Raw genomic sequence first — 16,861 nt, forward strand, 5'->3', positions numbered from 1 at the left:
CGGGAAGGCGGATCGTTTCACGAGCGGCACAACGCGCGGAAGCGAAAAAGGGGGCAGCGAGACGATCGGGCTCCCGCGCAACTCACGGCTCCCCCAGCCAGGCCGCGCGGAAGCGACGCTGGCGCAACGAGGGTTTCGCGCCCGTCGCTTCCAGCGTCACCAGCTCCCATTGCGGGCTGGCGGTCGCGGTGACGGTCGCCTCGCGCTCGGCGCCGCGTCCGGCGAAACGCAGGCGGATCGTGCCCCCTGGCGCCAGCGCCGCAACCCGCGCGGCCAGCGCCCCCGCGCTTCCCGCCGGGCCGCCGTCCACGGCGAGGATGCGGTCGCCCTTGTCCAGCCCGGCGCGGTAGAGCGGCGTTCCGGGCGCGGGATAGGCGGCGACGCGCGGGCCGTCGGCGCTGTCCTCGAACCCCGTCTCGCCGATCCAGCCCGCTTGCGGCGCGGCACGGCGCAGCACCAGCCCCGCCTGCGCCAGCAGCGGCACGAGGTCGGGCAGGCGGCTGGCCGCGATCGTGTCGGCGAAGAAGGCGTCGGCGAACGCCTGGTCCTTTGTCACCGCGCCAAGCGCCAGCCGCAGGTCGTCGTTGCTGTAGGGCCGCTCGGTCCGCCCGTGGCTCTGCCACAGGTGGCGCATCAGGTCGTCCAGCGTCACGCCCTTGAACCGCTCACGCAGCGTGAGGTCCAGCGCCAGCGCGATGATCTGTCCGTAAGGGTAATAGGAGAGGAAGACGTGCGGCGCGGCGGGGTCGATCGAGACCGCGGCGTCGGCGAAGGGCGCGCGCAGGCTCATCTCCTGCGGCCCGCCATGCGCGCGCGCCGAACTGTTCAGAACATGGTCGAGCGTGCGCGAGGTGCCCGTCACCCATTCGTCCAGCGTGCCGACGCCCGACCGCCGGATCGCGAGCGGGCCGTAATAGTTGGTGAACCCCTCGGCGAACCAGAGCGACGGCGTGGGGTTCGCACGCGTGAAGTCGAACGGTTCCAGCTCGCGCGGGCGCAGCCGCTCGACGTTCCAGCTGTGGAAGAATTCGTGGCTGAGCGTCGACAGCGAGGGCTTGCCGCTGCCGGAGATCACGGTGGAATTGCGATGCTCCATCCCGTCGCCGGAGACCCAGGGCAGATAGTCGGCGAGGAAGGTGTAGGTGCCGAAATCATACCTCGCCGGCTCGCCGAACAGCGCGACCTGCGCGGCGACGATGCGGCGCGCCTTCGCGGCGAAGGCATCCGCCTCGGCGTCGGTCACGTCGGCGTGGAAGGCGATGCGGATCGTTCCGCCCGCGCCCGGCAGCGCCCATTGTCGCAGCCGATGCGCGCTCACCTCGATGGGCGAGTCCATCAGATATTGGAAGCTCGGCGCGGACCAGCTGCCGTCCGCCTCCGGCTTCAGCTGCGTGGCGACCTTCCAGCTCGGGTCCTGCCCGGTGAAGCGGACGCGGGCGGGGCGCGCGTCCTGCCCTTCGGCGAACAGGAAGGTGGCGGGCGCGTTCAGATGCGCGTGGCTGGCGTCGATCTGCGCGTAGGTGCCGTCGGCCAGGTCGCCGAACAGCGTGTAGGTGACGGCGACGGTGCCGTCGTGTGAGGGGATGGTCCAGCCATAGGGATCGGTGCGCGACAGCGCGACCGGCCGTCCCGCACCGTCCGTCGCGGCCACGTCGTACACGTTCTTCGCGAATTCGTGGATCGCGTAGCGGCCCGGCGAGGAGCGTGCCATGCGGACGCGCACCGGCCCCGCGGGCAGGTCGCGCCAGGTGGCGGTAATGCGCGCGCGATGGTGCACGGCGTCGTCCAGGCGGACGAAATAGTCGACCGGGGGCGGCGCTGCGGTCTGCGCCTGCGCGGTGCCGGCGAGCAACATGGCGGCGAGAAGTGCGAAACGCATGGATCAGCCCCTTCGTCGTGCCGGGCCAGTCCCGGCATCCACGGCGCCGCGCCCGATCACGCTGCGGGTGTGCGGCACCGTGGATGCCGGGACAAGCCTGTCCTGAGCTTCGCCGAGGGGCCCGGCATCACGATCAACCGGTGAAAAGCCGCCCGGCGGTCCGCCGGCGCCGCATCCCGTCAGATGTGGATCGCCCGCCCGTAGGCGCCGAGCACGCTCTCGTGCATCATCTCGCTCAGCGTCGGGTGCGCGAAGACGGTCTCCATCAGCTCCGCCTCGGTCGTCTCCAGCTGACGCGCGACGACATAGCCCTGGATCAGCTCGGTCACTTCCGCCCCCACCATGTGCGCGCCCAGCAACTCGCCGGTCTTAGCATCGAACACCGTCTTCACGAAGCCGTCCGCCTCGCCCAGCGCGATTGCCTTGCCATTGCCGATGAAGGGGAATTTGCCCACCTTCACCTCGTGACCCGCTTCCTTCGCCTTCGCCTCGGTCAGGCCGACGCTGGCGACCTGCGGGCGGGAATAGGTGCAGCCGGGGATGTTCCACGTCTCGAACGGATGCGGATTCTCGCCGGCGATCTTCTCGACGCACACGATCCCCTCGTGGCTCGCCTTGTGCGCTAGCCAGGGGGCGCCGGTGACGTCGCCGATCGCGTACACGCCCTCGACATTGGTGCGGCCATAGCCGTCGACCTTGATGTGCCCGCGCTCGGTCTCCACGCCCAGCGCCTCCAGACCGATCTCCTCCGTATTGGGGACGATCCCGATCGCGACGACGACGTGGCTGTAGTCCTCTGTCGCGGACTTGCCGTCCTTCCCCTTGATCGTCGCCTTGACCGACGAGGCGCCGGTCTCGATCTTCTCCACGCCCGCTCCGGTGACGATCCTGATCCCTTCCTTGGTCAGCCGCTTCTCCATGAACGCGCTGACCTCCTCGTCCTCGACGGGCAGGATGCGCGGCAGCATCTCGACGATCGTCACCTCGGCGCCCATGTCGTTGTAGAAGCTGGCGAACTCGACGCCGATCGCGCCCGATCCGATGACCAGCAGCTTGGTCGGCATCTCCTCCGGCACCATCGCGTGGCGATACGTCCAGATGCGCTTGCCGTCCGCCTTGGCGAAGGGCAGGTCGCGAGCGCGTGCACCGGTGGCGATCAGGATGTGCTTGGCGGCAAGCTCGGTGGTCCTGTCGCCCTGCTTGACGCTGAGTTTCCCCTTGCCGGTCAGCGTGCCGACGCCCTCGTGCACCGCGATCTTATGCTTCTTCATCAGACCTTTGACGCCGGCGTTGAGCTGCCCGGCGACCTTGCGGCTGCGATCGACGATCCTGTTGAGGTCGAAGCCGACATTCTCCGCCTTCAGGCCATAGTCCGACGCATGGGTCATGTAGTGATAGACCTCCGACGTGCGCAGCAGCGCCTTCGTCGGAATGCAGCCCCAATTGAGGCAGATGCCGCCCAGCCGCTCGCGTTCCACGATGGCCACCTTCATGCCCAGCTGCGACGCGCGGATCGCGGCGACATAGCCGCCGGGGCCGGAGCCGAGGACGATGAGGTCGTAGGTGTCAGCCACTGTCAGTCTCCGATAATCTCAGGCGTCGACCGGGCGGGGGCGCCGGTCGCGGTCGATGGCGACGAAGGTGAAATGCGCTTCCGTCACCTTGCGTGTCGTCTCGCGGTGGCGGTCGCGCGCGTGTGCCTCCACCGCGATGGTCATCGAGGTGCGGCCGACCTTCGCGACCTCGGCATACACGCTCACCTCGTCCCCGATGTGGACGGGCGACAGGAACTTCATCCCGTCCATCGCGATGGTCACCGCGCGGCCCTTGGCACGGCGCGCGGCGACGAGGCCGGCGGCCGAATCCATCAGGCTCATCAGCCAGCCGCCGAAGATGTCGCCATAGGCATTGGCGTCTGCCGGCATCGCGGTGACGCGCAGGGCAGGATCCCGCACCTCGCCCTCAGCCACGGCGCACTCGCCAGGCATCGCGCGCCGCCAGCGCCGCCACCGCGGCCATGGTGACGGCTCCGACCCACCAGATCGTCTCGCCGCCTTGCGGATAGCTCCATGCCGCGCCCTTGAAGACCAGCGCGGTGACGCCGAGGCCCAGCGCGCCCCAGGCGATCTCGCTGGTCACGGGATCGATCGTCATGCGTGCCACGCGGCCGGCCTCAGGCGAGCATCGCCAGCGGGTTCTCCACCAGCTCGCGGAACGCCTTCATCAGCTGCGCGCCGTCCGCGCCGTCGATCGCGCGATGGTCGAAGCTGCCGGTCGCGCTCATGATGCTGGCGACGCCCAGCGCGCCGTCCTCCATCACCCACGGCCGCTTCTCGCCCGCGCCGACCGCCAGGATCATGCCCTGCGGCGGGTTGATGACCGCCTCGAACTGCTTGATCCCGTACATGCCCATGTTGCTGATCGACGCGGTGCCGCCGGCGAACTCCTCCGGCTTCAGCTTCTTGTCGCGGGCGCGCGCGGCGAGGTCCTTCATCCGCGTCGAGATGCTGGATAGCGACGCCGTGTCCGCCTCGGTGATGACGGGGGTGATGAGACCCTCCGGCGTCGAGACGGCGACGGAGATGTCGGCGCGCGCGAAGGTGACGAGCTGGTCGGGCGTGAACATCACGTTGCACTTGGGCACCTGCACCAGTGCGACCGCCAGCGCCTTGATGAGCAGGTCGTTCACCGACAGCTTCACGCCGCGCGCCTCCAGTCCGGCGTTCAGCTCCGACCGCAGCTTCAGCAGCTTGTCGAGGCGCACGTCCACGGTGAGGTAGATGTGCGGAACCTGCTGCTTTGATTCGGTCAGGCGGCGCGCGATCGTCTTGCGCATGTTGCTGAGCTTGGTCAGCTCGTGCGGCACGTCGGGGATCGCCGCAGGCTTGGCGGCGGCAGGCGCGACGGCAGGCGCGGCGTCCTCCTTCGCGGCGGGAGCGGCGGCGGCCCCGGGCTTCGTACCCTCCACGTCGGCGCGCACGATGCGGCCGTTGGGTCCGCTGCCCTGCACGGCGGACAGATCGACGCCCTTCTCCGCGGCGATGCGGCGGGCGAGCGGGCTCGCCTTCACCCGCTCGCCGTCCTTGCGAGCAGGCGCCGGCGAGGGCGATGGGGCCGGCGCGGCGGCCTTCGCGTCGTCGGGCTTGCCGTGGTCGCGCACGTCCTCGTCCGCCGGCTTCGCCTCGGTGCCGGTCTTGTTCGGATCGGCGGGGGAGGGCTTCGTCTCGCTCTCCTTCGCGGCGGGCTCCGGCGTGCTCTCGCCCTCCTCGCCCTCCGCATTCAGCAGCGCGATCACCGCGCCCACCTTCACGCCGTCGGTGCCCTCGGCGACGACGATCTTGCCGATCGTCCCCTCGTCCACCGCCTCGAACTCCATGGTCGCCTTGTCGGTCTCGATCTCGGCCATGATGTCGCCGGACTTCACCGTGTCGCCTTCCTTCACGAGCCACTTGGCGAGCGTGCCCTCCTCCATCGTGGGGGACAGGGCAGGCATCTTGATCTCGATCGGCATCACGATCCTCGGGCATTCCTCGGGAAGCGGCGTCTCTCGCGTGCCGTAGCGGCGCGGTCAAGTGCGGGCCACCTTGCGCCCGCCCGGCACGGCGATAGGATCGGCGACGACATGCGCGTCTATCTCACCGTCATCGACGACACGCCGGAGGCTGAGGCGGCGCTGCGCTTTGCGGCGCGGCGCGCGGTGAAGACGGGCGGCGGGGTGGAAGTGCTGGCGCTGATCCCGCCGCAGGAGTTCATCGCTTTCGGCGGCGTGCAGGCGACGATCGAGGACGAGCAGCGCGAACATGCCGAGGCGCTGGTGGCGCGCGCGGCGGGGACGCTGCTGGAGGAATCGGGCCTGCGCCCGACGGTGACGGTGCGCGAGGGCGACGGGCCGAAGGCCATCCGCGAGATGATCGCCGCCGATCCGCAGATCGCCGCGCTGGTGCTGGGTGCCGCCGCGACCGGCGCGCCGGGCGACCTCGTCAGCCACTTCGCGGCGGAGGCGGGGACGCTCAGCGTGCCGCTGATGATCGTGCCGGGCGGGCTGGACCGCGAGGCGATCGACCGGGTGAGCTGAGGCCCCTCCGGTCGCGCGCGATCAGCAGCGGCACCCCTTGGTGTAGCGGCGGCCCTTGCCGCGATGCACCGCCTCGGCCTCGTACACCTCCTCGTAAGCGGCTGCGCCGCCCGACTGGACCGTGACGGTCGTCACCGTGGTGCCCGGCCAGTAGTAACCGTTGGCGATATAGCCGCCGCCCACCTGCGCGCTGGTGCTGGTGACGATCGTGCCGTCGGGAAGCACAGTGCTGGCGGGATAGGCGGCATAGGGCGGCGCCATCGGGGCGGGGGCGAGGGCGGGGCCGGGGGCCGCACCGTAATAGGTCGTGCCCGAGTAGGTCGTGCCGGCGTAATCGCCGCCGTAGCTGCCCTGTTGATAGGCCACCATCGGCGCGCCGGGTGCGGCATGGGGCCGGGCGTGGGGCTGGGGAGGCAACGGACGGGCGTGCGGCGGTGGGGGGGCATAGGACGCGCCGTAGCCGTCGTAGCGCGGCGCCGGCACCGGCGCGACGGGTACGCGCCCGCGGCGGTCCGACTTGTCGATGGCCAGGCCCGCCAGCGCGCCCGTGCCCGCGCCGATCAGCGCGCCGCCCAATCCTCCGCCGGTGATCGCCGCGCCCGCCAGCCCGCCGGCCACGGCGCCGATCGCCGCCCCGCCGGTACCGTCGTCGGCGTCGCGCGTCGGATAGGCGAGCTGCGGCGCCTGATCGTAACCGTAGCCGTCGTCGCGATAGCCATAGTCCGCGTCGGCCGCGTCGAACCGGTCCCAGCGCACGCCGCCCACCGTGTCGTAGACGGTGCCGCGCCCGTCGATCAGCACCGCGTCGTCATAGTAGCGCGACCAGGTATAGCCGAAGGGCGGCTGCGGCAGTCCGTATCCCGCCCAGTTGTTCACCGACCAGCCGGGCGAGACCCAATAGGCCGGCAGCACGTAACCGCGCGCGGGCCGACGATAGGCGCCCCAGCCCCCCGGCGCGCGCACGCCGCCCCACCAGCGACCGCCGATCCGCCCGCCCCAGCGCGGTCCCGTGGCGACGTGGCCACGGTTCCAGCCCGGCGTGCCGCGGTTCCAGCCCGCGCCCGCGCCGGCCTGTAGCGGCTGCGCATCGGCCACGCCCGCCGCGCCCAGCGCGGCGGCTGCCGAGACCAGCACCATCGTGGTCCGCATCGAAACTGCTCCCTGTTGCCCGTGCCCACCGCCCACGCGCTGCCGCCGGGCTCTGCCATGCGGAACGCCTACCACCCCGCCGAGATGCGGCGAAAGCGAGGGGCCAGTCCCGATCCGGGACAATCGGGACGGAGTACGGGAGGGGCGGTCAGAGCCGCGCAGCCAGGACCGCCATCAGCGCCTCGCACCCGGCCTCGTCGTCCGCGTCGAACCGGCCGGGGCGAGGGCTGTCGAGGTCCAGCACGCCGATCAGCCGATCGCCCGCGACGATCGGCACGACCAGTTCGGACGCGCTCGCCGCGTCGCAGGCGATATGCCCGGGGAAGGCGTGGACGTCGTCGATCCGCATCGTCCGCCGCTCGGCCGCGGCGGTACCGCACACGCCCTTGCCCAGCGGGATGCGGATGCACGCCGGCTTACCCTGAAACGGGCCGAGCACCAGCTCGCCGTCCACCATCCGGTAGAAGCCGGCCCAGTTCAGATCGGGCAGATACTGCCACACCAAGGCGGCGGCATTGGCCATGTTGGCGACAGCGTCGGGCTCGTCCGCGGTCAGCGCGTCGAGCGCCGCGGCGAGGTCGCGATAGAGCTCAGATCGGGAACCGGCGGCGATGTCGAAGGCGTACATGGTCGCGCAGGTAGGGTCGCCGCGGCCGGCGGGGAAGGGGAAACCGACGCCCTTCTGATGGGTTACTTCCCATTCGCCGTCGCGCTGCGCGTCCTGACGAAGGTTGGTTTTCCATGCTCGAACACGTTCCCCACTGGATCGGCGCCCTGCTGCGCGACGTGCGCGCCGGCCATGCGAAGCTGACGATCGTGCAGGACGGCGTGGTGCGCGATGCACCGGCGATCGAGCTGTCCAGTCCCGCGTTCGCCGACGGTGCGCGCCTGCCCGAGCGGTTCACCGCCGACGGAGAGGGCGTGTCGCCGCCGCTGGTGTGGGGCGAGGTGCCCGCGGGCACCGCGGCGCTGGCGCTGATCGTGGAGGACCCGGACGCACCCGCGCCCCAGCCGCTGGTCCACGCCATCGTCTACGGCCTGCCCGCGGGCGAGCGGCGGCTTGCCGAAGGGGCGATCGTCGCGGACGGCGACGGCGCGGCGGACGGGCGCGACGTCGGCCGCAACAGCTACCGGCGAGAGGGCTGGCTGCCGCCGGACCCGCCGGGAGGGCACGGCAGCCACGACTACGTCTTCCAGCTGTTCGCGCTGTCGGAGGCGCCGGACCTGGATCCGACGCCGGGGCGCAGCGCGCTGGTCGATGTGCTGGCCGGCCGTGTGCTCGCCGCCGGAATGCTGGTCGGCACCTACTCGCGCGACGAGCCGGCGCCGCTGTCGCCCGCGTCCTCGCTCGCTCCTGCGGGGTGAGACCGATCTCGAGATAGGATTGTAAGAAATGACAGGCTCTACGACTGGACAGGTCGGCGCCGAATGGCGAACATCGGCCAACTTCAAATGGATAGCTCCCGAATGAGCATTTCCTTCTACGAAATGCCGCCGGTGCCGTCCGACGAGGCGCGGCGAGAGGATGCAGTGGCGGTGTCGGGCGCGCTCGACGCTGTCGGCGACGCGTCGCTGTGCGCGCTCGTGCTGGAGGCGAAGGCGTTCCTGCGCGCGGACGTGGCGCTCGTCTCCATCATCCACGGCGACTATCAGCACATCATCGCCGCCGTCGGCCTGCCGCTCGGCATCACCAGCCGCCGCACGTCCTTCTGCGGTCACGCCGTCGCGTCGGGCGAGGACGTCTTCTGCGTGCCGGATCTCGATGCCGACCGGCGGTTCGCGGGCAATCCCCACGTCAACGGCGATCTCGCGCGCTATCGCTTCTATGCCGCGGCCGTGCTCCACGACGACACCGGCGCGGCGCTGGGCGCGCTGTGCGTGCTCGCCGACACGCCGCGTGCGGCGCTTGGCGGTGCCGAGCGGGCCACGCTGGTGCGGCTCGGTCGCGAGGTGGTGCGGCGTCTGGCGGATCTGCGCGACGAGTCCGCCGCCGCCTGATCCCGCGTCAGTCGAGCGCGACCCTGCCTCGCCCGGCCTTCACCGCGCCCCGGCCCTTCTTCGCGTCGACGCGCCGCGCCTTGGCCGCCTTGCTCGGTTTCGTCTTCACCCGCCGTGCCTCGCGCTTGGCCGCCTCGTCCAGCATCGCCGCCAGCCGCGCCCGCGCGTCCTGCCGGTTCGCCTCCTGCGTGCGATGGCGGCGCGCGGTGATGACCAGGGTGCCTCCCGCGGTCAGCCGGCTGCCCGCGATCACCTTCAGCCGGCGATAGCTCTCCGGCGGCAGCGCCAGCCGGAACACGTCGACGCGCAACTGGCAGGCGGTGGCCACCTTGTTGACGTTCTGCCCGCCCGGCCCGGTCGCGGCGAGGAACCGCTCCTCGATCGCGTCTTCGGGAACCTCAGCCACGGTCGAAGCCGAGCGCCGCGAACCGCGCCGGCCACGGCGCCTCCGCCGCAACCGGTTCCTTGCCCGCGCGCGGCACCGACAGCGACAGCGCGTGCAGCATCATCCCGCCGCTGTCGGCGCGCCCGTAGAAGGGATCGCCGGTCACCGCCGCGCCCAGCCCCTCCAGCGCGTGGACGCGGATCTGGTGGGTGCGTCCGGTCTCCGGCCGGAATTCGACCAGCGCGCGCCCGTCGTTCTCGCCGAGCAGCCGCCAGTGCGTCCGCGCGGCCTTGCCCTTCGGGTCGCCGCGCATCCGCCACCCGTGCGCGGCGCTGGACACCTTGGCGAGCGGCAGGTCGACCATGCCCTCCGCCGCGCCCGGCACGCCGTCGAGGATCGCGACGTAGCGCTTCTCCACCATCCCCGCCTCGAACGCCTGCTGGAACCGAGCGTGCGCCCTTGGATTGCGTGACAGCAGCAGGCATCCGCTGGTGTCGCGGTCCAGCCGGTGGACCGCGACCGGCCAGCGTCGGAAACCGAAGGTGAGGGAGGCGAGATGATTGTCGAGGCTGAGCGCGCCGTCGCGCGGGCGATCGACGGGCAGGCCCGCGGGCTTGTCCAGCACCAGCGCCTCGGCGTCGAGAAAGAGGACGTGTTCCTGCAGCATGATGCGCGCATCCTTGCCACCCGCGCGCGCGGGTGGAAAGCGCTGGCGGCGGCGGCGCTCGTCGTCGCGGCTCCGGCGCAGGCGCAATTGTGCGACGATCGCAACGCGCCGGTCGCCGCCGACGGACGCGCGCTGGGGCATCTGCCCTACGGAGACGTCGCGCCGGGCGAGCTCGCGTCGGTGGCGGCGGAAATGGCGGTCTCCGCCTGCGCGCTGCGGCGCGAGGTGCTGCCCGATCTGGAGCGGCTGCTGGCCGCCGCGGGCGGGCAGGTGCTGGCATTGTCGTGCCATCGCTCGATCGCGCGGCAGCAGGCGGTGTTCTGCGCCGAGCGCGCGACTGCCGCCGACACGCGCGCGCTGTCGGTCGCGCCGCCCGGGCACAGCGAGCACGCGACCGGCTACGCGCTCGACTTCGCGTTCCGCCCGCGCCTCAACGGCTGCGCCGATGCGGAGGGCTGCGTGGTGGCGAACCCCGGCTTCCGCTGGCTGGTCGCCAACGCGTCGCGCTTCGGTTTCGAGATGTCGTTCCCGGCCGGCAATGCGCAGGGGGTGAAGTGGGAGCCGTGGCACTGGCGCTGGGTGGGCGCGAGCGCCGGCGCCCCCGGTGCCGCCCGCGCGCGCGCCTTGTTCGCGCGGGCGCGGCGCGACTTTCCGGCCCAGCCGTCGGTGGATCCCGTGCCGCGCGTGGTGGCGATCGCCGCGCTGCCGGCACCGCCGGTCTACCTCCACGCGATCCCGGCGCCCGAGTGTCGCCGCGGCAAGTGCCGCGCACCGAAGCGGAAGCGATAATCGGCTCGGCCCTTACCGGGCGGGGCCGAAGCGGATGCGCGACGGCTTCGCTTCGACCACGCCCGGCACGAACGAAAGGCGAGCGCCCTGCCGGCGACCGGCGCTACTTCAGCTTCGCGGCGGTCTCGGCGATGCGCTTGCCCTGGTAGCGCGCGCCGTCGAGATCGACCTGGCTCGGCTGGCGGCTGCCGTCTCCGTCCGCCAGCGTGCTGGCGCCGTAGGGCGTACCGCCATGGACCTCCTTCACTCCCATCTGCCCCTGAAAGCCATAGTCCAGCCCGACGATCGTCATGCCGTGGTGCAGCAGGTTGGTGATGATGGAGAACAGCGTCGTCTCCTGTCCGCCGTGCTGGCTGGCGGTGGAGGTGAACGCGCCGCCCACCTTGCCGACCAGCGCGCCCTTCATCCACAGCCCGCCGGTCGTGTCCCAGAACGCCGCCATCTGCGACGGCATCCGGCCGTAGCGGGTGGGCGCGCCGACGACGATCGCGTCGTAGCCGGCGAGCGCGTCCGGCCCCTCGATCGTCGGGTGCGCGGTGTCCGCCTTGAACCCGGCGGCCTTCACCACCTCCGGCGGCGCGGTTTCCGGCACGCGGCGGATGTCGACCTCCGCGCCGCCGGCGCGCGCGCCCTCGGCGACGGCGTCGGCCATCTGCTCGATATGGCCGTAGGAGGAGTAATAGAGGACGAGGACCTTGGTCATGCTGATGCTCCCTTCGTGATCGGTCAGTTGGCGTCGACGAGGACCAGTTCGGCGTCCTCGATCGCGGTGATGGTGACGGTCTGCCCGCCGGACAGCGCGGCGCCGTCGCGCGCGGCGAACCGCTCGCCGTCGATCGTGATCGCGCCGGTGGCGGGGACCAGATAGGCGTGGCGACCCGCGCCCACTTCGTGCGTCACGCTCTCGCCCGCCTTCAGCGTGGCGCCCATCACGCGCGCTTCCGCGCGGATCGGCAGCGCGCCGTCGTCGCCCATGCCCGAGGCGAGGGTGACGAAGCGGCCCGAACGATCGCTTTTGGGAAAGGGCTTCGCGCCCCAGCTGGGATTGCCGCCCGAGGTGGTCGGCTCGATCCAGATCTGGAAGAGCGTGGTGGGTTCGTTCTCGAGATTGTACTCGGCGTGGCGCACGCCCGAACCGGCGCTCATCACCTGCACGTCGCCCGCCTCGGTGCGGCCGGTGTTGCCGAGCGAATCCTGGTGCGTGATCGCGCCGGAGCGGACGTAGGTGATGATCTCCATGTCGCGGTGCGGATGCGGGGGGAAGCCGCTGTTCGCCGCGATCACGTCGTCGTTCCACACGCGGATCGCGCCCCAGCCCATGCGGGCGGGATCGTGGTAATTGGCGAAGGAGAAATGGTGGCGTGCGTCGAGCCAGCCGTGATTGGCGTGGCCCAGCGTGTCGAAGGCGCGGCGCTGGATGCGGGTGTCGGTGTCGATCATGGCGCGAACTCCTGAAAACGTCTTGGACGCAAGATAGGCAGCGGCCCCGCGTGCGAAAACGGAAACGATTGAAACGGATCGTTTCACCACATAAGCTGACGGCATGGCACTTCCCGATCTCGAGGCCTGGGCGATCTTCGCCGCGGTGGCCGATGCGCGCTCCTTCAGCGGTGCCGCCGACGCGATCGGCGTCAGCAAGGCCACCGTATCCAAGGCGGTGTCCCGGCTGGAGACGCGACTCGGCCTTTCCCTGTTCCACCGAACGTCGCGCCGGCTGGCGCTGACGGAGGCGGGGACCGACCTCGCCGAGCGCGCCCGCGCGATGGTGGCGCAGGCGAACGCGGCGGAGGAGAGCGCGCGCGCCGGCGCCAGCGTCGCGGCGGGGCGCATCCGCATGGCCGTGCCGATGACCTTCGGCGTCACCAACGTCGCGCCGCTGGTCGCCGACTTCCTCGTCGCGCATCCGGCGGTGGAGATCGAGCTTCACCTGTCCGACGCGCGGGTCGACATCGTCGCGGAGGGATTCGACGTCGCGCTGCGCATCGCCGACCTGCCCGACAGCAGCCTGCGCGCGCGGCGGCTGTGCCGGATCGAGGCGCATCTGGTCGCCGCGCCCGCCTATCTCGCGGCGCACGGCACGCCGACCCACCCCTCGCAGCTCGCCGACCACCGGCTGCTGGGCTACACCAACATCACCGGCCCGTGGCGCTTTCGCGGGCGCGACGGCAGCGATTTCTCGATCCGCGCGCACGGGCCGCTGGCGGCGAACAGCGGCGACGCGCTGGTGCCCGCGCTGGTGCGGGGACTCGGCATCGCGCGGTTGCCGCACTTCATCGTCGGGGAGGAGCTCGCGGCCGGATCCCTCGTCACGATCCTCCACGACTGGTCGCCCGCGCCCGTCAGCCTGCACCTGCTGACGCCGCCCAGCGCGCTGCGCCCGGCGCGGGTGGAGGCGCTGATCGCGTTCATCGCGGAGCGGCTGCGCGATCCCGGCTGAGGTGGCGAGACACGAGTGATGCACTTGTGCCACAACGTGCGAATCTTCGCTGCAACTATCGCTGACGATCGATCGTTTCTGGTCTATGACGCAGGGGCGGGTGTCGCGCCGCGTGGGAGGAAAGGTCTTATCATGGTCGCTCGCAAGCGCTGGCGCACGAAGTGGCCTGCCATCGGTGCAAGCCTGCTGGCGGGCGGCGTGCTCGTCGGCTCGTCCGGTCTCGTCTCCTCGCGCGATCTCGCCGGGGCACGGGCCGCGGTAGGCCGCGCGGCGAGCGTGCTGACCGATCCCAGCGCGCTGTTCGCCACCCGCTCGCCCGGCATGCGCGAGGCGGGCGCGCTGTTCGACACCAAGCCCGGCTATGCGGGCGTGCCGGGCGTGGACACGCCGACCGAGCGGGTGCTGACGGCGATCCGCGACCGGACGCCCGTTTCCATCCCCGGCGAGGTCCCGGCGATCCCCGTCGATCTGGCACCGCCCGCGGGCGCGATTCCGTTCGTCTCCGTTCCTGCGGTGCCGGGCATCCCCGGTGACATTCCGCTGGTCGGCCTGCCCGGTCCCGGTGGCGGCCTCGTCGGTATTCCCGGCGGCGGCGGCGGCGGCGGCGGTGGGGGAGGCGGCGGCGGGGGCGGAGAGATCCCCGGCATTCCGGAGCCCGCCACCTGGGCGATGATGATCCTCGGTTTCTTCGGCATCGGCGCGGCGCTGCGGCGTCGGGTGAAGCGCCGCGCGGATGGGCTGGCGTAGCGTCGCGGCTGCGGCGGCGGGCCTGCTGCTGCTGGTCGCGGGCGGCAGCCTCCTCTTCGCCCCCCGCGCCGCGCCCGCCATCGACGCCGCCATCGCGGCCGCGCCTGCGCCGATCGACCAGCCCCGCGTCCGCTATCCCGCGGGACGTCAGCCCGTCCTGACCGCACCCGACGGCTCGCGCCGCGCGGTCGCCAGCCTGCTGAACGTGCGGCGGCGGATGCATTACGGCGACTATGCCTGGGACGAGGCTGGCGTCGCCCGCGGCCCCGTGTGGGTGCAGGTGGATCTCGCGCGGCAGATCCTCTCGGTCTTCCGCAACGGGGAGGAGATCGGGTCCGCGGTCGTCCTCTACGGCACCGACGGGAAGCCGACGCCCACCGGCGTGTTCCCCGTCATGCAGAAGGCGCGCGACCACCGCTCCTCGCTCTATGACGCGGCCATGCCGTTCATGCTGCGGCTGACCGGCGACGGCGTCGCGATCCACGCTAGCGACGTGCGCCGCGGCCGCGCCACGCACGGCTGCATCGGCGTGCCCCCGGCTTTCGCCGAGAAGCTGTTCGGCGTCGTCGATCGCGGCGACCCGGTGGTGATCCTGCCGGCAACTTCGCGGTCAACCGCCGCTTAACCACCCCGCGCAACCGCGCCGAGACCCTCCGCGGGCGAGAAGACCCTCCGTCGCCACGGAGGAGTTCGTTCCATGCCGCCCGTCTGCCGCCTGCTGCTGCCGCTCCTTGCCGCGCCGCTGCTGACCGGTGCGAGCGCGGGGATCGAGGAGCGGCTGCTGGCTCGCCACAATCAGGAGCGCGCCACGCGTCATCTGCCACCCATGCGCTGGAACCCCGCGCTCGCCGCCTCCGCGCGCGGCTGGGCGGATCATCTGGCGCAGCGCGGGGCCTTCTACCACGCGCCGGAGAAGCCGCGCGATCCGGAAGGGGAGAACCTGTGGGCGGGCACGCGCGACCGCTTCTCGCCGGAAGCGATGGTCGACGCCTGGGCACGCGAGAAGCGCTTCTACAAGCCCGGCGTCTTTCCCGACAACAGCACCACGGGCCGCGTCGCCGACGTCGGCCACTACACGCAACTGATGTGGCGTGCGACGCGCCAGGTGGGCTGCGCCACCGCGCGGGGCGCGCGCGAGGAGGTGCTCGTCTGCCGCTACAGCGAGGCGGGCAATTACCGCGGCGAGGTGGCATTCTGATCGGGCATCTCGCCGGGCGCGGCGTCGACCAGCAGGCGTAGCTGCTCCGCCGCCGTCTGCGCCAGCCAGGCGCGACGGTCCGCCAGGTCGCGTGCCTTGATCGCCGCATCGCGCGCCGCCTCCGCCTTCCGGCGCTCCGCCACCGCCACCCGCGCGTAGCCGATCGCGGCGACCGACAGCAGCGACAGGACGACGACCAGCATCGTGGACACGGTGGCGATCGCCACGACACGGTTGCGCTGGCGCCGGTTCTCGCGGTCGGCGAGCACGCCGTAGCCGATGCCGAGCAGCCCCGCGATCAGCTTCAGCTTCACCGCCCGCCGGTCCAGCTTCTGCGCGTCGGGCGCCAGCGGCTCCAGCGCGCGGGTGCGGTCGGTGGTGCCGTCGGCGTGGAGCGCGAAGCGCAGCGGCTCGGGAAAGCATTCCTGCTCCGCGTCGCCGGGCACCCCCCGCGCGATCACGGCGAAGACCGGGCGGTCGGGATGCATCGTCTTGAAGCTGCGGATCTCCTGATCGACCCAGGCCGAGCGCGCCGCGTGGGGCGACGCCACGACGATCAGCGCCGCCGCCTGTGCCAGCGCGCCGCGCAGCTTGGGCCCCAGTTCCGCCGCCCCCGCCAATTCGTCCTCGTCGCGGAAGACGGGACGCAGCCGCGCGGGCAGGGGGCCGTTGTCGCCCGCGGTGCCGACCAGCGCGCGCGGCAGGCGGTACGCTTCCAGCCCGCGGTGGAGCCGCCGCGCGAACGCCATGTCGGCGTGGCTGTAGCTGATGAAGGCAGCGTAGCGTGGCGCGCCGCTTTCCTGCGTTGGCGAGGGCGGCGGGCGAAGGCTATCGTCGCGACCAGACGACGATTCGCGAGGGGGCTCGATCATGCGTTCGCTTTCAACCGCGCGGCTGCCGGCGCTCGCCGCGCTGCTGCTGTCCGCCGCACCGGCCGCAGCGCAGGAGCCGCCGGCGGTCGACGCCTTCGCGCAGGCGATGGCGGCGCGGCAGGTGGCCGATTTCGCGCGCCGGCAGAAGGACGTGCGCGCCATGTTGACCGCCGCGGCGATGCTGCGCGAGATCCCGACGCAGGACCAGCCCGGGGCGGAGCCGGGCGGCTTTGGCGCCGCCGCCCTGTTCGCGGAGGCGCGTGCGATGGCGGGCGGCGACGCCCGCGTGCGGGCGGAGGTGGACTTCGCCGAGAAGGCAGCCCGCAGCCGCGGCGTCGTCGCTTCCGCGTTCGGCAAGGGGCTGGTACGCAGCGTCCGCGTGGTCGATCCGCGCGGCGCCTATCGCTTCACCGTCACCGCGGCGGGCGGCACCCCGCTGCGCGTCGGCGCGATCGGCGATGTCGGCACCGCGCTCGCGATGCGGGTGCAGGACGGGGCGGGGCGCACGCTGTGCCTGGACGACAATGCGGACTATGCGCCGGTCTGCCAGCTGACGCCGAAGACCGCCGGCCAGTATCGCATCGATATCCTGAACAAGAGCGGGGCGAGGAGCCGGGCGGTGATCCTGTCCAACTAGGAGCGCGCGCGGACGCGGCGAGACCATG

Annotated in this window: 21 protein-coding genes; 9 read left to right on the top strand and 12 right to left on the bottom strand. The window is 71.9% G+C overall.

Translation table 11 applies throughout. The annotated features are described in order from the left end of the window. Nucleotides 1–82: 82 nt before the first annotated feature. From HBH26_RS09705 to HBH26_RS09725, 5 genes are all read right to left on the bottom strand, one after another. Complete coding sequence (locus HBH26_RS09705) at nucleotides 83–1,879, bottom strand: M61 family metallopeptidase (protein WP_168134397.1); 1,797 nt, start codon at nucleotides 1,877–1,879, stop codon at nucleotides 83–85. Nucleotides 1,880–2,058: 179 nt separating this feature from the next. Further along, entirely contained in the window at nucleotides 2,059–3,453 is a 1,395-nt protein-coding gene (lpdA, locus tag HBH26_RS09710) for a dihydrolipoyl dehydrogenase (RefSeq protein ID WP_168134398.1), read from the bottom strand. Nucleotides 3,454–3,471: 18 nt separating this feature from the next. Further along, on the bottom strand, nucleotides 3,472–3,804 hold the full coding sequence (locus HBH26_RS09715; RefSeq protein WP_239024714.1) for an acyl-CoA thioesterase: 333 nt from the start codon (nucleotides 3,802–3,804) through the stop codon (nucleotides 3,472–3,474). A gap of 37 nt (nucleotides 3,805–3,841) precedes the next feature. Continuing rightward, the gene (locus HBH26_RS09720) at nucleotides 3,842–4,033 is read right to left on the bottom strand and encodes a hypothetical protein (RefSeq protein WP_168134400.1); all 192 of its coding nucleotides are present in this window, start codon (nucleotides 4,031–4,033) and stop codon (nucleotides 3,842–3,844) included. A 19-nt stretch (nucleotides 4,034–4,052) separates the two neighbouring features. After that, nucleotides 4,053–5,390: a pyruvate dehydrogenase complex dihydrolipoamide acetyltransferase gene (locus HBH26_RS09725; protein ID WP_168134401.1), complete on the bottom strand. Its 1,338-nt coding sequence runs from the start codon at nucleotides 5,388–5,390 to the stop codon at nucleotides 4,053–4,055. A 111-nt stretch (nucleotides 5,391–5,501) separates the two neighbouring features. Between HBH26_RS09725 and HBH26_RS09730 the strand changes: the two genes are divergently transcribed. After that, entirely contained in the window at nucleotides 5,502–5,954 is a 453-nt protein-coding gene (locus HBH26_RS09730) for a universal stress protein (RefSeq protein WP_168134402.1), read from the top strand. A gap of 21 nt (nucleotides 5,955–5,975) precedes the next feature. On the opposite strand, the gene HBH26_RS20415 is transcribed toward HBH26_RS09730, so the two are convergent. Next, nucleotides 5,976–7,103, bottom strand: coding sequence for an RcnB family protein (locus tag HBH26_RS20415; RefSeq protein WP_209308455.1), 1,128 nt, complete (start codon nucleotides 7,101–7,103; stop codon nucleotides 5,976–5,978). Between the two features lie 148 nt (nucleotides 7,104–7,251). After that, a complete protein-coding gene (locus HBH26_RS09740) occupies nucleotides 7,252–7,731 on the bottom strand; it encodes a GAF domain-containing protein (protein WP_168134403.1) in 480 nt (159 codons plus the stop codon). A gap of 113 nt (nucleotides 7,732–7,844) precedes the next feature. On the opposite strand from HBH26_RS09740, the gene HBH26_RS09745 reads away from it, so the two are divergent. Next, nucleotides 7,845–8,468 carry a YbhB/YbcL family Raf kinase inhibitor-like protein gene (locus tag HBH26_RS09745; RefSeq protein WP_168134404.1) on the top strand — a complete coding sequence of 208 codons (624 nt, stop codon included), beginning with the start codon at nucleotides 7,845–7,847 and terminating at the stop codon, nucleotides 8,466–8,468. 102 nt (nucleotides 8,469–8,570) lie between these two features. Then, the gene (locus tag HBH26_RS09750) at nucleotides 8,571–9,101 is read left to right on the top strand and encodes a GAF domain-containing protein (protein ID WP_168134405.1); all 531 of its coding nucleotides are present in this window, start codon (nucleotides 8,571–8,573) and stop codon (nucleotides 9,099–9,101) included. A 7-nt stretch (nucleotides 9,102–9,108) separates the two neighbouring features. Here HBH26_RS09750 and arfB read toward each other — a convergent pair whose 3' ends face one another. Continuing rightward, a complete protein-coding gene (gene arfB, locus HBH26_RS09755) occupies nucleotides 9,109–9,507 on the bottom strand; it encodes an alternative ribosome rescue aminoacyl-tRNA hydrolase ArfB (RefSeq protein ID WP_168134406.1) in 399 nt (132 codons plus the stop codon). Beyond that, nucleotides 9,500–10,153 (bottom strand): RluA family pseudouridine synthase, encoded by a 654-nt coding sequence (locus HBH26_RS09760; protein ID WP_168134407.1) that lies wholly within the window; start codon nucleotides 10,151–10,153, stop codon nucleotides 9,500–9,502. Before HBH26_RS09760 ends, arfB begins: the two co-directional genes overlap by 8 nt. Here HBH26_RS09760 and HBH26_RS09765 point away from each other — a divergent pair. Continuing rightward, nucleotides 10,139–10,942 (top strand): M15 family metallopeptidase, encoded by an 804-nt coding sequence (locus HBH26_RS09765; protein ID WP_338057315.1) that lies wholly within the window; start codon nucleotides 10,139–10,141, stop codon nucleotides 10,940–10,942. The two genes, HBH26_RS09760 and HBH26_RS09765, sit on opposite strands and share 15 nt — an antisense overlap. A 103-nt stretch (nucleotides 10,943–11,045) precedes the next feature. Here the strand turns inward: HBH26_RS09765 and wrbA are convergent, their stop codons facing one another. Together wrbA and HBH26_RS09775 are read right to left on the bottom strand one after the other, a co-directional pair. Beyond that, complete coding sequence (gene wrbA, locus HBH26_RS09770; protein WP_168134409.1) at nucleotides 11,046–11,645, bottom strand: NAD(P)H:quinone oxidoreductase; 600 nt, start codon at nucleotides 11,643–11,645, stop codon at nucleotides 11,046–11,048. A gap of 23 nt (nucleotides 11,646–11,668) precedes the next feature. Next, on the bottom strand, nucleotides 11,669–12,382 hold the full coding sequence (locus tag HBH26_RS09775) for a pirin family protein (RefSeq protein ID WP_168134410.1): 714 nt from the start codon (nucleotides 12,380–12,382) through the stop codon (nucleotides 11,669–11,671). Between the two features lie 103 nt (nucleotides 12,383–12,485). Here HBH26_RS09775 and HBH26_RS09780 point away from each other — a divergent pair, with 103 nt between their 5' ends. From HBH26_RS09780 to HBH26_RS09795, 4 genes are all read left to right on the top strand, one after another. Next, a complete protein-coding gene (locus tag HBH26_RS09780) occupies nucleotides 12,486–13,379 on the top strand; it encodes a LysR family transcriptional regulator (RefSeq protein WP_168134411.1) in 894 nt (297 codons plus the stop codon). Between the two features lie 132 nt (nucleotides 13,380–13,511). After that, complete coding sequence (locus tag HBH26_RS09785; protein ID WP_168134412.1) at nucleotides 13,512–14,126, top strand: PEPxxWA-CTERM sorting domain-containing protein; 615 nt, start codon at nucleotides 13,512–13,514, stop codon at nucleotides 14,124–14,126. Beyond that, on the top strand, nucleotides 14,113–14,751 hold the full coding sequence (locus tag HBH26_RS09790) for a L,D-transpeptidase family protein (protein WP_168134413.1): 639 nt from the start codon (nucleotides 14,113–14,115) through the stop codon (nucleotides 14,749–14,751). Before HBH26_RS09785 ends, HBH26_RS09790 begins: the two co-directional genes overlap by 14 nt. Nucleotides 14,752–14,823: 72 nt before the next feature. Beyond that, nucleotides 14,824–15,324: a CAP domain-containing protein gene (locus tag HBH26_RS09795; protein WP_168134414.1), complete on the top strand. Its 501-nt coding sequence runs from the start codon at nucleotides 14,824–14,826 to the stop codon at nucleotides 15,322–15,324. Here the strand turns inward: HBH26_RS09795 and HBH26_RS09800 are convergent. Further along, entirely contained in the window at nucleotides 15,300–16,196 is an 897-nt protein-coding gene (locus HBH26_RS09800; protein ID WP_168134415.1) for a toll/interleukin-1 receptor domain-containing protein, read from the bottom strand. The genes HBH26_RS09795 and HBH26_RS09800 overlap by 25 nt on opposite strands. On the opposite strand from HBH26_RS09800, the gene HBH26_RS09805 reads away from it, so the two are divergent. After that, nucleotides 16,195–16,833 (top strand): hypothetical protein, encoded by a 639-nt coding sequence (locus tag HBH26_RS09805; RefSeq protein WP_168134416.1) that lies wholly within the window; start codon nucleotides 16,195–16,197, stop codon nucleotides 16,831–16,833. The two genes, HBH26_RS09800 and HBH26_RS09805, sit on opposite strands and share 2 nt — an antisense overlap. The last annotated feature ends 28 nt before the right edge of the window (nucleotides 16,834–16,861 follow it).

Origin of the sequence: Sphingomonas corticis, assembly GCF_012035195.1 — a bacterium.
GTDB lineage: Bacteria > Pseudomonadota > Alphaproteobacteria > Sphingomonadales > Sphingomonadaceae > Sphingomonas > Sphingomonas corticis.